Below are 13,828 nucleotides of genomic sequence, written 5' to 3'. Positions count from 1 at the left end.
GGCGACGACGACCCGCGGCAGGTGGGGGAACCCTCCACCTGCCGCGGGGACGGTCAGCCGGCCTCGATGGCCTGGACGATCAGCTCGTTGCGGGCGTCCTGGCCGAGCGGGGCGGTGGTGTGAACGCCGTCGCGGAGATAGCTGGTGAGCCGGGACGGCTTGGCGGCGAGGAACTCGGCCCAGCGGACGATCTTCAGATTCGGGTGCCGCTTCTGCGCGTCGGCCAACTGAAGGTTGATCCACGCGCTGTTGCGCTGGTCCGCCAACTGCACGGCCGCGGTCTGGCTGGTCCGGACGACCTGGGTGTTGACCCAGTACACGGTCCGGCTGGAGCCGACGATGCTCATCGTCCGGTCGACCTGCGCCGCGAACACCGGCGGCGTGAAGATGTCGTTCGACCCCGTCGCCATCAGGATCCGCCGCGGCATCCCGTACGCCGATGCCCACTCTGCCAACGCATCCACAGCCGGCGCCGTGGGCCGCCCGGACCAGTTGTGCACGGCGATGCTGTCACCGGTCCGGCTGAGCAACCGCTGCGCCAGCGAGTACCCGTCCTGCACGGAGATGCTGTCCCCGAACATGTAGAGCCCGTCGTTCGCGAGCACCGGGTTGATCTGCGCGGTCGTGGAGATCGCCTTCGACGACCCCTCCCACGGTCCGAGCGCACCGGAGCCGTACCCGTCCGCGAAAGCAGTCTCGGTCGACACCACCGTCGCCCCGGCCACCACCGCCCCAGCCAGGAACAACTGCCGTCGTGAGGGCTTGTTCATCAGCACACCTTTCAGGAAACGATCAACTTGAGCGCACATGGGTCCTCAGGCAACCTTCGTACTGTGGCCGAAGGAGACGGCGGCGACCAACCCTGTTGCAGCTAGTTGCAGTTACTGACGCAGTGAGCGGACGAAGGTGCGGAAGCGGTCGGCGGCTGGGGAGAGGTTGTTGGTGAGGCGCCAGGTGAGGCCGATGTCTCGGCGGGCCCGGATGCCTTCCAGGGGTACTGGGGTGGCGCCGCTCTCGGTTCCTCGGACCGCGCCGCCGGGGAGGACCGCTACACCCAGGCCGGCTCCGACCAGGCGGTCGATGGTGGTGAGGTCGGTCGACTCGAAGGCCACGGAGGGGGTGAAGCCGGCGGCGCGGCAGAGGTCGTCGGTGACGCGGCGGAAGCCGAAGTCGGGGCGGAGGCCGACGAAGGGTTCTTCGGCGGCTTCGGCGAGGTTGACGCGGTGCCGACCGGCGAGGCGATGACCGGGTGGGACGTAGAGGCAGAGGCGCTGGCGTTGCAGCAGGTGCCAGCCGAACACCGCGGGATCGGGCCGTGGACCGGTGATGGCCAGCTCGGCCTCGCCGGATTCGAGGCTGTGGACGATGTCGTGGGACGGCTGTTCGCGGAGGCCGAAGTTGACGCTCGGCGCCTCGGCGCGGAACGCGGTCAGCAGGTCGGGGACGATGCCGGTCGCCACCGAGTGCAGGAACGCCAGCCGCACCGTACCCGAGTCAGGGTCGAGCAGCGCGTCGATCTGCTGCTGGGCTGTGTCCACGGCGACCGTCGACGCCCGGGCCGCCGCGAGCACGATCCGGCCGTACGGGTTGAGCCGGAGGCCGCGGTGTTCGCGTTCGAAGAGGCGGACCCCGAAGGCGGCCTCGACGCGGCGCAACGAGCGGGACAGGTTCGGCTGGCTCGTCCCGAGCGCGGCCGCCGCCTCGGTCAGGTGTTCGGTCTCGGCCAGCACCACGAACCAGCGCAGATCGCCGACATTCATACCGCAATCGTATCGATGTAGCACATTGGCGACATTTTACGTATGCGACCCGCTCTGGCACCGTCGAAGGCATGCAGACCGCGATCGCCACGCCACCCGGGTACCGGCCGGGGGAAGCGGGGTATCGCCGGCTGTCCGTCGCCCTGTTCGCCGCGGGGCTGGCCACGTTCGCCATGCTCTACAGCACGCAGCCGCTACTACCGGAGCTCGTGACCGCGTTCGACATCTCCCCCAGCCAGAGTGCGTTCAGCGTGTCCTTCGCCACGCTCGGCCTCGGGATCGCGCTGCTGATCGCCGGCCCCGCATCCGAGCGGCTCGGCCGGACCAAGCTGATGCGCTGGTCCGTGGCCGCGGCTGCCGTGATCGCCGTACTGTGCACCGTCGCGCCGACCTGGCACGTACTGCTGGCGCTCCGTGGTGTCCAGGGCATCGCGCTCGCCGGACTCCCGGCCGTGGCAATGGCGTACCTGCGCGAAGAGGTGCACGAGGACAGCCATGCCAGGGCGAGCGGCCTCTACATCGCGGGCACCGCACTCGGCGGGATGACCGGCCGGCTGATCGGCGGTGGCCTCGCCGACCTCGGCGGATGGCGCACGGCCCTCGGTGGCATCGCGGTACTCGGCCTGGTCTGCGCCGCACTCGTCGCGTTCCTCCTGCCGAGCTCCCGCAACTTCTCCCCGAGCCCGACCCGGCGTAATCGCGCAGTACTCACCGACCCCGGTCTGCTGGCCCTCTACGGAATCTCGGCCGCCGCAATGGGCGCCTTCGTCGCCGTGTACAACGCGACCGGGTTCCGCCTCGCCGCGGCGCCGTACGACCTCGGCCCGGGTCCGGCGGGACTCGTGTTCACCGTGTACGTCGTGGGGTCGGCCGCATCGGCGATCGCGGGCCGCCTCGCCGATCGGTACGGGCGGCGCGCTGTCGTACCGATCGGGTGCCTGATCACGATGGGCGGAGTGGCGATCACCCTGGCGTCCCCGCTCCCTCTGGTGGTCGCGGGGCTCGCAGTGATGACGGCAGGGTTCTTCGCGGTGCACGGAGTGGCCAGTGGTTGGGTCGCGGTCCGCGCACACGCAGTCGGCGGCGGTACCGCGCAGGCCGCCAGCCTCTACCTCTTCGCGTACTACCTGGGCTCGTCCGTCTTCGGCGGTCTCGCCGGTACCGCGTGGTCCCACTCGGCGTGGCCCGGTGTCGCCGTCGAGGCCGGGGTGTTGTTCGGCGTCACCCTGGTCCTGGCCCTGGCGCTCCGGCGGGTTCCTAGCCGGAATGCGAAACTGGCCGGGTGACCCGAGCTAGCGAAGCCGCCGACACCCTCGGCCTGGCGTACACCGAGACCCGGCACGGCCGGGTGAACTCGCTCGAGGAGGCCGCGGCCGCCCGCGGGATCGAGCCGGCCAGGCTGATCAAGACGATCGTGGTCCGGCTGTCCGACGACGACTACCGGTTCGTCCTGGTCCCCGGTGACCGGGAGATCGCCTGGCCGAAGCTGCGCACCCTGCTGGGTGTGAAGAGGATGTCGATGCCGGACGCCGACACCGCGTTCCAGGTGACCGGCTACGTCCGCGGCACGATCACGCCGCTCGGCAGTAACCACGCCTGGCCGGTGATCGCCGACGAACGGATCACCGGCACCATCTCCATCGGCGGCGGCGACCACGGCGTCGGCCTGACCGTCGACGCGGAAGCCCTGGTGAAGGCCCTCAAGGCCACTGTTGCGGACGTAACCGACTAGGCCAGGAGGCCCAACCGACCGGCCCGCAGACCCGCCTGGAACCGCGTGGTCGCGTCGAGTGCCTTGAGGATCCGCTGCATCCGCCGCTCGACAGTGCGCTGCGCAACGCCCAACCGACGCGCTATCGCCCGATCGGTAAGCCCAGCAGCCGCCAACGAGAGCAACTGCTGATCCGCCTCGGTCAACGGTCCATCGGTCGGCTCCGTACCCAACGGCGTCCCCTGCTGCCACAACAGCTCGAACAGCCGCAGCAACCCGTCCAAGAGACTGCACGGCCCCAACTCGACGACTACGTCCGGCCCGGTCTGCAGCAACCCCGTCCGCCGATCGACGACCACCAGCACCAGCGGTACCCCGCGCACCATCCGACCCCCGACGGAACCGGCTGCAGCCAGCTCCACCGGATCCACCAACGCGGTCACGTCGTGGATGAACCGGTACATCACCCCGTCGGTACGTCGTGGCCGCACCGGTTGGCCGAGGACCAGCACCTCGTTCCGCGCACTCTGCAGCGCCTGCTGGTACCGCTGAGCGATCGCCTCGGCCCCGCGGATCACCGTGAACGGCCCGGCGTCCCGGCGCGCCCGGAACTCCGCAGTGAGCACCGACGCGCCCAGCCGAGCCTCGACGATCGCGGCCTGCTTCCGTAAGGCCAGGAGTTCCACAGCCGCCTCCGGTACGGCTGGGGTGTACCGAGCGGGGCGGCCCGGCGTACGGGAGGCCAGGCCGTGCGACAGCAGCGACCGGAGGTGACGAGTCACGCGGGGCGTGGCCCAGCCGAGGTCGACGGCGAGGTCGGTCGTGGCGGCTTCCGGGCGGGCCAGCAGCGCCCGGTAGAGCTGCTCGTCCTCCGAGCAGACACCGAGCGCCGCCAGCACCGGCGAGGGGCGGTAGCTGTGCATCAGGGCAGCGAGTGGACGTGCGAGCCGACCTGGTCGGAGAACGCGTTGCCGTTCGTCGCGTCCCAGTTCGTCGACCAGGTCATCGCCCCGCGCAGCGCCGGCCAGGTGGTGCTCGGCTTGAAGCTGCCGCAGTTGGTGCCCCTGGTCAGGCAGTCGAGCGCGTCGTTGACCACGGACGGCGCGACGTACCCACCACCCGCCGCCTGACTCGAGGCCGGTAGTCCGAGACCGACCTGGTCGGGACGCAGGCCGTTCTGCAGCATGATGCAGGCCTGCGCGGTGATGAAGTCGACCGTGCCCTGCGAGTACACCCGGCCGTCGCAGCCGTTCATCGCGCCGGAGTTGTAGTACTGCACGTTGACCACGGTCAGGATGTCCTTGATCGCCAGCGCGAGCTTGAAGTACTCGAACGAAGTGCTCTGCATGTCGATCGTCTGCGGCGCCATCGCGATCACCAGCCCGCTGCCGTACTGGCTGCGCAGCGACTGCAACGCCTGGCCCATGTACTGCGCGTTGACGCCGTTCTCCAGGTCGATGTCGATCCCGTCGAAGCCGTACTCGCGCAGCACCGACAACGCGCTGCTCGCGAAGTTCGCGGCGGCCGTGGCGTTGCCGACCGAGATGGTGCCGTTCTGGCCACCGACCGACAGGATCACCCTCTTGCCGACCGCCTGATTCGCCGCGATGTCGGCCTTGAACTTCGCCGCCGTGTACCCACCGAGCCGGCTCGCCAGCGCCGGGTCCAAGGTGAACGTGATCCCGCCGGGCTCGGCCGGATCCGCGTCGGCGAAGGCGACCGCGATCAGGTCGTAGTTCGCCTGGACGTCGCTGATCCGCTGCACGGTCGCACCGTTGTCGAAGTTCTGCCAGTACCCGGTGAGGATGTGCTTCGGCAGACTCGCGGCCCGCGGGTTCGTCGGACCGCCCACGGTCTGGGTGCAGCGGGCGTTGCCGCCGGCGGTTCCGGTCGAGCAGGACCGGCTGGCCGGCGTGCCGGTCTCGAAGGTCCCGTTGGTGCCGGGATCGGTGGCGGCTGAGCCGATGGCCGGGAGCAGGACCAGGCCGGCGGCGGCGGTGAGCAGGGCGGGGATGATCGCGGCCAGGGGGCGGCGGCTTCGCGGGGTCATGTGACACAAAGTGTGACGACGCGACTACATTGTCAAGACCCTACATAAAGTGGAAGCGCTCTCACACTCAGGAAAAGTGAGGAATGTACACTCTTCTGAGGTTTTCCGGTCGCGCACGCAACCATCGGCGCTCGGGATGCATCTAGCAATCCGGGGGAACCTGTGCCGAGAAAGGCGACGGCCCCCGGCGGGGGGGTGACCGGGGGCCGTCTTCGGCCACGGGCTCGGGGGGAGGAGCCGGGGGCCGATCAGGAGGCGACAGTCTGCCACTGTCAGGAGGATATGTACCCCCCGAGATCCGGACTCACACATCTCAGTTCTGTTGCGGCTGAAATCATGAAGTTCGGCGCCCGGAAACCCCTCTCGAGGCGCCCGAGCCAGTGTCACTGTCACACTGCTCATCAGTCTAACCAGACGAGCAGGCCACACGAAAGCCCGGGGGCCTCGGCGTTTCGTTCCGCGGCCTATGCTCGGCGTCATGGAGCAGTTGGGGAGGGTCCGCGGGGCCGCTTTCTTCGACCTGGACAAGACCGTCATCGCGCGCTCCAGCGCCCTCGCCTTCTCCCGGCCGTTCTACGCCGGCGGCCTGATCAACCGGCGAACCGTGCTGCGCAGCGCATACGCCCAGTTCGTCTATCTGCTCGGTGGCGCGGACCACGACCAGATGGAGCGGATGCGGGAGTACCTGTCCGCGATGTGCGCCGGCTGGGACGTCCGGACGGTCCGCGCGATCGTCGCCGACACCCTGCACCACATCGTCACCCCGATCGTGTACGACGAGGCGGTGACCCTGATCGAGGAGCACCACGCGGCCGGCCGGGACGTGGTGATCGTGTCCTCGTCCGGGAGCGAGGTGGTCGAGCCGATCGGCGCGCTGCTCGGTGCCGACCGGGTGATCGCGACCCGGATGGTGGTTGCCGAAGGCAAGTACACGGGTGAGATCGAGGACTACGTCTACGGTCCACAGAAGGCGATCGCGATCACCGCGCTGGCCGCCGCCGAGGGCTACGACCTGGCCGACTGCTACGCCTATTCGGACTCGATCACCGACGAGCCGATGCTCGCCGCGGTCGGGCATCCGGTCGCGACGAACCCCGACAAAGCCCTGCGCCGGCTGGCCGGGGAGCGCGGCTGGCCGGTCCGCGACTTCAGCGAACCGGTCGCGCTGGCCGAGCGCACCCGGCTCCGCGAGGTCCGCCGGCAGGCCGTCGGCGCGACCGCGGTCGGGGCCGGACTGGCCGCCGTCGGAGTGCTGCTGTACGCCGTCCGCCGGCGGTCCGGCCGGGGCGAAAGCTGAACTCCCGGACAATTTTCTCAGCTTGATGAACGTGCCCCAAGCCCTTCCCAGGAAGGGTTTTCGGGAGTACAAAGGAAGACAACAAAGGGGCCCGCAAGGGTTCCTGTAGAGATTGCACGCTAGCCAGGCACCCACGCGGCGACCAGCCCATCCCAACCGGGCAGCGCGACCCAGGCTCCGGCCTGTGGCGGCAGACGAGGTGCACGCTTGGTAACCGGGACGGCGTGCCCGCGACGGCGTTCTCGTCAGAGAGCGCCGTTCGCATGTGGCGGGCGGGGGCTCATTTCCCTTGCTGGGCAGAGATGTTGAGTGGTGAACGTTCGGCGGCGAGGGCCACCACCTCGCACTCCCGCAGCAACCAGCTCTGCACCCCGGCGACCCCGCCGGTGGCGTAGCCGGTCAGTCCGGGTGCGTACGACGCGGCCAGTTCGAGGTGGCCGGCCTCGGGTACCGTGACCGCGACCTGATCGATGCCTCGGGCAACCAACAGGGCGCGTTCGGCCGCTCTGGCGACGATGCCGTTCGCGGTCGGGAACGGCCGGAGCACGGCCAGCTCCGCGTGCACGATCGCGGCGACGACGAGCCCGGGCGCCTTGGTCGGCCGGGTCAGCGCCTGGGCCAGGCCGCTCAGCCGCTCCCACATCACGTCGGCCGGTGGGGCCGGGGGCAGGCCGGGGATGTCGTCCGGGACCGGCTCGCGAGTGGTCCGCAGGTGGCCCAACTGGTCCGGTCCGCCCAGGTCGGCGGCCGCCAGCTGGTGCAGCCTGGTCCAGACCTGTATCGGCGCGGTGTCCGCCTGCGGGGCGAGGCTCATCAGCTCGCCGGTGATCCGGACCGCGCCCAGCGCCGGCGGATCGCCACCGCCCTGGCGGACCTCCTCCAGGCTCGCCCGGCTGCCGGCCAGGACAGCGGACGCGTGCGCGCCCCGGAGCAGCGCCTCGGCGGTCAGGTCCGCGCCGACCTTGCGGAGGCCGCGGTCGCGCAGCAGCACGTCGACGGCGTCCCGGGCGGCCCGCGCGGCCGACCCGACGCCCTCCAGTCCGGCCAGTGGCTCGAACGCGTCAGCACTCATGGCACAGCACCCTAGGATGGCCTCCCATGGCCCCCAGCACCGACTCCACCGGAGCCCCCCGGTTCAGCATCGTGGTCCCGTGCCGGAACGGGCGGGCCTGGCTGCGGTCGTGCCTGGACTCGCTGCTGAGCCAGTCGTTCGCCGACTTCGAGATCGTCGGCGTGGACGACGCCGGCACCGACGGCAGCGCGCGGATCCTGGCCGAGTACGCCGAGGCCGATCCGCGGGTCAGGGTGATCGGGCTGGCCGAGACCGTCGGCCCCGGCCCAGCCCGGAACGCGGGGCTCCGGGAGTGCCGGGGCGAGTACGTGCTGTTCCTCGACGCCGACGACCTGTACCTGCCCGGTTCGCTGGCGGCGCTGGCCGCGCGGATCGACGCCACCGGGCGGCCCGATCTGGTGCTGTTCGACTACGAGCGGATCTTCTGGGACGGCCGGGTGGTCCGCAACCAGCAGCACGACGCGTTCGCGCGGGACGGTGAGGGCGTCTTCACCGCGGCCGAGCGGCCGGTCTTCCTGACCTTCCTCGAGGTCGTCTGGAACAAGGCGTACCGGCGCGACTTCCTCGCCCTGCACGGCTTCGCCTTCACCTCCGGGTACTACGAGGACGCGCCGTGGACGTACTCGACGATGCTCACCGCCGGGCGGATCGCGACGCTGGACCGGGTGGTCGTGCACCATCGGCAGCACCGGACGGGCGGCAGCCGGTACGCGACGCCGACCCGGCGGCAGTTCGACATCTTCGACCAGTACGACCGGGTGCACGCGTTCATCGCCTCCGACCCGGAGCTGGCCGGGTGGCGGCGGTTCGCCTTCGACCGGTCGCTGGACCACGTACTCGCGGTGCTGGCCAAGCCCGAGCGGCTCGCGCCGGAGGACCGGGCCGAGTTCTTCCACGCGGCGCACGCGTTCGCGAAGCGGTGGAAGCCGAAGGGGTACGCCGCCGACCGGACCAGCCGCGGATTCAAGCGGTGGATGCTGATCCACGACGACTACGCGACTTACTCGACGCTCAAGCTGAGTTCGAAGGTGCTGCACGTCCCGAGTCCGCGCAAGGCGGTCGACCGGCTGCTGCACCGCGGTGACCTCGACCCGAACCTCGCCGTCTTCGCCGCGTACTGGTTTCAGCAGTACGCCTGCAACCCGCGCGCGATCTACGAGAAGGCGGCCGAGCTGGTCCCGCAGTTGCGCGGGGTCTGGGTGATCGACGCGGACCACGTCGCCGCGATCCCCGAGGGGGTCGAGTTTGTGGTCGCCGGCTCGCCCGCGTACGACAAGCTGGTGCGCAAGGCGACGTACTTCGTCAGCAACATGAACCTGCCGAAGGAGCTGGAGAAGCGGGACGGGCAGATCCACCTGCAGACCCAGCACGGGACGCCGCTGAAGACGATGGGCACCGATCTCAGGCACTACCCGGTCGCGGCCAAGGACCTCGACCTGGACGAGCTGATGCGCCAGGTGGACCGGTGGGACTTCAACCTCTCCGCGAACCGGTACTCCTCGGAGATCTGGGAGCGCACCTACCCGTCGTACTTCGAGGAGCTGGAGACCGGGTTCCCGCGCAACGACCGGCTGCTGACCGCGACGGCCGACGACGTCCGGGCGATCCGGGCCGGGTTCGGCTTCGACGACTCGCATCTGGTCGTGCTGTACGCCCCGACCTGGCGGGACGCGAAGGACGCGGTCCGGACCCCGGCCGGGCTGATCGATCTCGGTGGCGACGGCATCCACCTCGACCTGGACCGGTTGGCCGCGGCCGCCGGTGACCACGGCCGGGTCCTGGTCCGGACCCACTACTCGCTCGCGGCCGGCGCGCCCGAGCACCGGTCCGACCGGGTCGTCGACGTCTCCGAGCACCCACGGGTCGACGACCTGATGCTCGCCGCCGACGTGCTGATCTCGGACTACTCGTCGATCACCTTCGACTTCGCGAACCTGGACCGGCCGATCATGCTGCTGGCCGACGACAAGGGGTTCTACGACACCACCCGCGGGACCTACTTCGACATCACCGAGTTCCCGCCCGGGCTGGTCGCGCGATCGCCGGAGGAACTGCTGACCGCGTTGCAGACCGGGCGGTTCGCGGCGGCGGAGGCGGCCAAGCACCGGCAGCTGTTCCGGGAGCGGTTCTGCGACTTCGACGACGGCCGGGCCGCCGAGCGGGTGGTCCGCCGGGTGTTCCTCGGCGAGACCGACCTGCCTCCGGTGGTACCACTCGCCGATCGCCGCCCGGCCCCGTCACCGCACGGGCTGTAGCTCCGCCCCGGCCGCACCGGCGGCGGTCCACGCGGTCACCGGCCGCAGCTCGGCGGCAGCGATCGAGTGCGGTGATTCCGGGAACGGCATGCATAATGGTCCGCATGTCGACAAGCCCGGTGAGCCGCAGCGCCCTGCGCCTGTGCCCCGGCCTGCGACGACGACGCACCGTCTGAACACCCCATCCTCCTGTTCCGGTGCCTCGTTCCTCGAAGGACGTCACGTCATGTCCGTTGTTCCCGTTCTGTCCGCACGGCTGATCTCCGCCGCCGAGGCGGCCTTCGGGCTGCCCACCGTCGACCCCGAACTGCGGGCCGCGACCAAACCCGAGTTCGGCCACTTCCAGACCAACCTCGCGCTCCGGCTGGCGAAGACGCTCGGCCGGCCACCGCGCGAACTCGCGGCCGCGCTCGTCCAGCACCTCCAGGTGGACGACCTCTGTGCTCCGCCCACGATCGCGGGACCGGGTTTCGTCAACCTCACCTTGTTGCCGTCCGCCCTCGCCACGGCCGTCAACGCGCTGCCTGGTCCCCGACCAGGCAACGGTCTTCGGGTGGTGGTCGACTACTCGCAGCCCAACGTGGCCAAGCAGATGCACGTCGGCCACCTCCGGTCGACCGTGATCGGTGATGCCCTGTGCAACGTGCTGCGGTACGCCGGGTACGAGGTGATCCGGCAGAACCATGTCGGTGACTGGGGCACCCAGTTCGGGATGATGGTCGAGCAGTTGCTGGACGAGGGGACGAAGGCCGGAAACCTCGACCTGGAAGAGATGCAGCAGCTGTACCAACGGGCGCGGCGGCATTTCGACGGCGATGCCGGGTTCGCCGGCCAGGCCCGGCGGCGGGTCGTCCTGCTGCAGTCCGGGGACCCGGTGACCGTGGACATCTGGCGGCAGCTGGTCGAGGTCTCGCTGACGGAGTTCGACCGGGTGTACGGCCTGCTCGGGTCACCGTTGACCCGGGCGGACGTGGTCGGTGAGTCCGCGTACAACGACGCGCTGCCAGGGGTCGTGGCGGAGCTGGGGGACGCTGGTCTGCTGACGGAGTCGGGTGGTGCGCAGTGCGCGTTCCTGCCCGGGTTCGTCGGCCGGGACGGGTCGCCGTTGCCGGTGATCGTGCGGAAGTCCGACGGCGGATTCGGGTACAGCGCGACCGACCTGGCCGCGGTCCGGCACCGGGTCGACGACCTGCACGCCGACCGGATCGTGTACGTGGTGGACCATCGGCAGTCGCTGCACTTCCAGCAGATCTTCGCGCTCGCCCGGGCGGCGAACTGGTTGCCTGAGGCAGTTCCCGCCGAGCACGTTGCCTTTGGCACCGTTCTCGCACCGGACGGGAAGCCGTTCCGGACCAGGGACGGCGGCACGGTGTACCTGGTGTCGCTGCTGGACGAGGCGATCGCGCGGGCCGGTGCGTTGCTGGCGGATCGGGACGGGATCGACCGGGACGCGGTGGCGCGGGCGGTCGGGATCGGGGCGATCAAGTACGCCGACCTGTCCAACGACCGGTCGAACGACTATGTCTTCGATCTCGGCCGGATGGTCGCGATGACCGGCAACACCGGACCGTACCTGCAGTACGCGCATGCCCGGCTGACCCGGCTGCTGGCGAAGGCGGGCGAGTTCGACGGTGAGGTCACGGTGCTCACCGAGCCGGCCGAGCAACGGCTGGCGTTGTTGCTGACCGGCTTCGGCGATGCGGTGGACCAGGTCGCCGCGACGCTGCAGCCGCATCGGTTGTGCACGTACCTGTACGACCTGGCGACCGCGTTGTCGGCGTTCTACGAGACGTGTCCGGTGCTGACGAGTGCGGGCGAGGTCCGGACCAGCCGCCTCGCCCTGTGCACGGCGACCCGGAAGGTGCTGCACGAAGGACTCACCTTGCTGGGGATCCAGGCTCCGGACGCCATGTGAGGACGGAGGACGCCGTAATTCGGGTGCCGGTACTTGGGGTGCGGCTCTACCGTCTGTGGGTATGAGCACGAACGAGGGGTGGCCGGCCGGGATCGAGGCGCGGCCGATCGACAAGGCCGACGCGCCCGCGTGGGCGGAGCTGCTGGCGGCCAAGGAGAAGGCCGACTCCGAAGGCGAGAACTACGACGCCGACGACCTGCTCGAGGAGCTCGCGGATCCGAAGCTGGACGCCGCGCGCGACACGATCGGGCTGTGGTCCGGCGGTGAGCTGATCGGGTACGGCGTGGTCCGCGGCCCCGACCTGGTGCTCGACGTCCACCGGGTCCGTACGGAGGGGACCGTCCACCCGCAGTGGCGTCGCCATGGGATCGGCTCAGCGCTGCTGCCCTGGCTGGTCCGCCGGGCGGGCGAATTCCACCGGGAGCGGCAGCCCGGGACCACGGGCGAGATCAACACCGGCGTGATCACCACGAACGCGGGCGCCGAGGCTCTGCTGACCGGGGCCGGGTTCGAGAAGTGCCGGTACTTCTTCGACATGACCAGGCCGTTCGACCAGCCGATCACCGAGCTCCCGGCGCCCGAGGGACTGCGGTTGGTCGGCTTCTCGCCCGAGTACGACGAGCCGTTGCGGCTCGCGCACAACGAGGTGTTCCTGGACCACTGGGGATCGACGCCGAAGGACGCGGAGAGCTGGAAGACCTGGTTCACCGGGTCCCGCGCGTTCCGCGGCAACCTGTCGTACCTGGTCCTCGACGGCGACGAGATCGTGACGTACACGCTGGGCTACGAGTACGTCGCGGACACCGAGGCCACCGGGATCCGCGAGGTCTACGTCGGCCAGGTCGGGACCAAGCGCTCGCACCGAGGCCGGCGACTCGCCGCCGTCGCGCTGTCCCGCGTGATGGCCGAGGCGGAGCGGGCCGGATTCCAGCGCGCGTCCCTCGGGGTCGACGCCGAGAACCCGACCGGCGCACTGGGCCTGTACGAACACCTCGGCTTCACCACGAAGAGCACCTGGGCCACCTACCGCCTCCCGATCACGTGATCGACGATCCCCGGGAAGCCGCTCGGGCGTTGGCGGCGGAGGTGTTCCCGACCGCGCACTGGGTCGTGCTCGGCGGCAGCGTACTGACCAACGCGCGGACCGCGGGCTCCGATCTCGACGTCGTGGTGCTGCTGCCCGACGGGAGTGACGGAGTACCGCGGCGGGAGTCCCGGCGGTTCGCGGGCTGGGCGGTGGAGTTGTTCGTCCACGATGCCGCGAGCCTGGACCACTACCTGGGCAAGGATCTCCCGGGAAGGCGGCCGGCGTTGCACCGGATGGTCGGGCTCGGCGAATCGGTGGCCGGGGACGCGACGGCGTACCAGGCCCGCTGTCGTGAGGTCCTCGCCGCGGGTCCGGATCCGCTCACGACGGACGAGCTCGACACCTTGCGGTACGGGCTGACCGATCTGCTCGACGACCTCGATCATGCGCCGGACGACGAGCGGTCGGTGATCGGTGCCCTGTTGTGGTTGCGCGTTGCCGAGGCGACGTTGTTGATCCGGCGGCACTGGGTGGGGTCCGGGAAGTGGTTGCTGCGTGAGCTCGACGACTGCGACCCGGCGTTCGCCAAGGACTGGCTGGGCCGGCAGGGCGACATGACCGCGGTGGCCGAGTTGGCTCGGCGGGTACTGGCGTCGACCGGTGGGCCGTTGTTCGCCGGTTACCAGCTGGCCGGCGAGCGACCTGACACCTGAGAAGAACGGTCCTGACCGGGATGGCCAG

Annotated in this window: 12 protein-coding genes; 7 read left to right on the top strand and 5 right to left on the bottom strand. The window is 70.2% G+C overall.

Going from position 1 to position 13,828, the window contains the following annotated elements; all coding sequences use genetic code 11:
* Window positions 1-53: 53 nt before the first annotated feature.
* Together FB561_RS10935 and FB561_RS10930 are read right to left on the bottom strand one after the other, a co-directional pair.
* Entirely contained in the window at window positions 54-770 is a 717-nt protein-coding gene (locus FB561_RS10935; RefSeq protein ID WP_145805670.1) for an SGNH/GDSL hydrolase family protein, read from the bottom strand.
* Window positions 771-881: 111 nt separating this feature from the next.
* Window positions 882-1,760, bottom strand: a complete 879-nt coding sequence (locus FB561_RS10930; protein ID WP_145805668.1) for a LysR family transcriptional regulator — start codon at window positions 1,758-1,760, stop codon at window positions 882-884.
* Window positions 1,761-1,831: 71 nt separating this feature from the next.
* Between FB561_RS10930 and FB561_RS10925 the strand changes: the two genes are divergently transcribed.
* Together FB561_RS10925 and FB561_RS10920 are read left to right on the top strand one after the other, a co-directional pair.
* Window positions 1,832-3,046 (top strand): MFS transporter, encoded by a 1,215-nt coding sequence (locus FB561_RS10925; protein WP_145805666.1) that lies wholly within the window; start codon window positions 1,832-1,834, stop codon window positions 3,044-3,046.
* Entirely contained in the window at window positions 3,043-3,492 is a 450-nt protein-coding gene (locus FB561_RS10920) for an aminoacyl-tRNA deacylase (protein WP_145805664.1), read from the top strand. The genes FB561_RS10925 and FB561_RS10920 overlap by 4 nt, the downstream gene beginning before the upstream one ends.
* Here the strand turns inward: FB561_RS10920 and FB561_RS10915 are convergent.
* Entirely contained in the window at window positions 3,489-4,394 is a 906-nt protein-coding gene (locus tag FB561_RS10915; protein ID WP_145805662.1) for a helix-turn-helix transcriptional regulator, read from the bottom strand. The two genes, FB561_RS10920 and FB561_RS10915, sit on opposite strands and share 4 nt — an antisense overlap.
* On the bottom strand, window positions 4,394-5,521 hold the full coding sequence (locus tag FB561_RS10910; RefSeq protein ID WP_145805660.1) for a chitinase: 1,128 nt from the start codon (window positions 5,519-5,521) through the stop codon (window positions 4,394-4,396). Before FB561_RS10910 ends, FB561_RS10915 begins: the two co-directional genes overlap by 1 nt.
* A gap of 478 nt (window positions 5,522-5,999) precedes the next feature.
* Between FB561_RS10910 and FB561_RS10905 the strand changes: the two genes are divergently transcribed.
* Window positions 6,000-6,818 carry an HAD family hydrolase gene (locus FB561_RS10905; protein ID WP_238334761.1) on the top strand — a complete coding sequence of 273 codons (819 nt, stop codon included), beginning with the start codon at window positions 6,000-6,002 and terminating at the stop codon, window positions 6,816-6,818.
* A gap of 280 nt (window positions 6,819-7,098) precedes the next feature.
* On the opposite strand, the gene FB561_RS10900 is transcribed toward FB561_RS10905, so the two are convergent.
* Window positions 7,099-7,890 (bottom strand): Fic family protein, encoded by a 792-nt coding sequence (locus FB561_RS10900; protein WP_145805656.1) that lies wholly within the window; start codon window positions 7,888-7,890, stop codon window positions 7,099-7,101.
* 26 nt (window positions 7,891-7,916) lie between these two features.
* On the opposite strand from FB561_RS10900, the gene FB561_RS10895 reads away from it, so the two are divergent.
* The 4 genes from FB561_RS10895 to FB561_RS10880 all read left to right on the top strand — a co-directional run bounded on the left by FB561_RS10895 (window position 7,917) and on the right by FB561_RS10880 (window position 13,800).
* The gene (locus tag FB561_RS10895) at window positions 7,917-10,145 is read left to right on the top strand and encodes a bifunctional glycosyltransferase/CDP-glycerol:glycerophosphate glycerophosphotransferase (protein ID WP_145805654.1); all 2,229 of its coding nucleotides are present in this window, start codon (window positions 7,917-7,919) and stop codon (window positions 10,143-10,145) included.
* 226 nt (window positions 10,146-10,371) lie between these two features.
* Window positions 10,372-12,060, top strand: coding sequence for an arginine--tRNA ligase (gene argS, locus FB561_RS10890; protein ID WP_145805652.1), 1,689 nt, complete (start codon window positions 10,372-10,374; stop codon window positions 12,058-12,060).
* Between the two features lie 61 nt (window positions 12,061-12,121).
* Window positions 12,122-13,105 (top strand): GNAT family N-acetyltransferase, encoded by a 984-nt coding sequence (locus FB561_RS10885; protein ID WP_145805650.1) that lies wholly within the window; start codon window positions 12,122-12,124, stop codon window positions 13,103-13,105.
* Window positions 13,102-13,800, top strand: a complete 699-nt coding sequence (locus FB561_RS10880; protein ID WP_145805648.1) for a nucleotidyltransferase domain-containing protein — start codon at window positions 13,102-13,104, stop codon at window positions 13,798-13,800. Before FB561_RS10885 ends, FB561_RS10880 begins: the two co-directional genes overlap by 4 nt.
* The last annotated feature ends 28 nt before the right edge of the window (window positions 13,801-13,828 follow it).

The organism is Kribbella amoyensis (assembly GCF_007828865.1).
GTDB lineage: Bacteria > Actinomycetota > Actinomycetes > Propionibacteriales > Kribbellaceae > Kribbella > Kribbella amoyensis.
The sequence above is the reverse complement of the archived record's forward strand: the minus strand, read 5'-3'. Positions and strand labels throughout refer to the sequence as shown.

What these genes read in the sequence shown, in the direction of transcription:
- FB561_RS10935 (WP_145805670.1), bottom strand. Translation starts at nt 770, where the DNA reads ATGAACAAGCCCTCACGACGGCAGTTGTTCCTGGCTGGGGCGGTGGTG.
- FB561_RS10930 (WP_145805668.1), bottom strand. Translation starts at nt 1,760, where the DNA reads ATGAATGTCGGCGATCTGCGCTGGTTCGTGGTGCTGGCCGAGACCGAA.
- FB561_RS10925 (WP_145805666.1), top strand. Translation starts at nt 1,832, where the DNA reads ATGCAGACCGCGATCGCCACGCCACCCGGGTACCGGCCGGGGGAAGCG.
- FB561_RS10915 (WP_145805662.1), bottom strand. Translation starts at nt 4,394, where the DNA reads ATGCACAGCTACCGCCCCTCGCCGGTGCTGGCGGCGCTCGGTGTCTGC.
- FB561_RS10910 (WP_145805660.1), bottom strand. Translation starts at nt 5,521, where the DNA reads ATGACCCCGCGAAGCCGCCGCCCCCTGGCCGCGATCATCCCCGCCCTG.
- FB561_RS10905 (WP_238334761.1), top strand. Translation starts at nt 6,000, where the DNA reads ATGGAGCAGTTGGGGAGGGTCCGCGGGGCCGCTTTCTTCGACCTGGAC.
- FB561_RS10900 (WP_145805656.1), bottom strand. Translation starts at nt 7,890, where the DNA reads ATGAGTGCTGACGCGTTCGAGCCACTGGCCGGACTGGAGGGCGTCGGG.
- FB561_RS10895 (WP_145805654.1), top strand. Translation starts at nt 7,917, where the DNA reads ATGGCCCCCAGCACCGACTCCACCGGAGCCCCCCGGTTCAGCATCGTG.
- argS (WP_145805652.1), top strand. Translation starts at nt 10,372, where the DNA reads ATGTCCGTTGTTCCCGTTCTGTCCGCACGGCTGATCTCCGCCGCCGAG.
- FB561_RS10885 (WP_145805650.1), top strand. Translation starts at nt 12,122, where the DNA reads ATGAGCACGAACGAGGGGTGGCCGGCCGGGATCGAGGCGCGGCCGATC.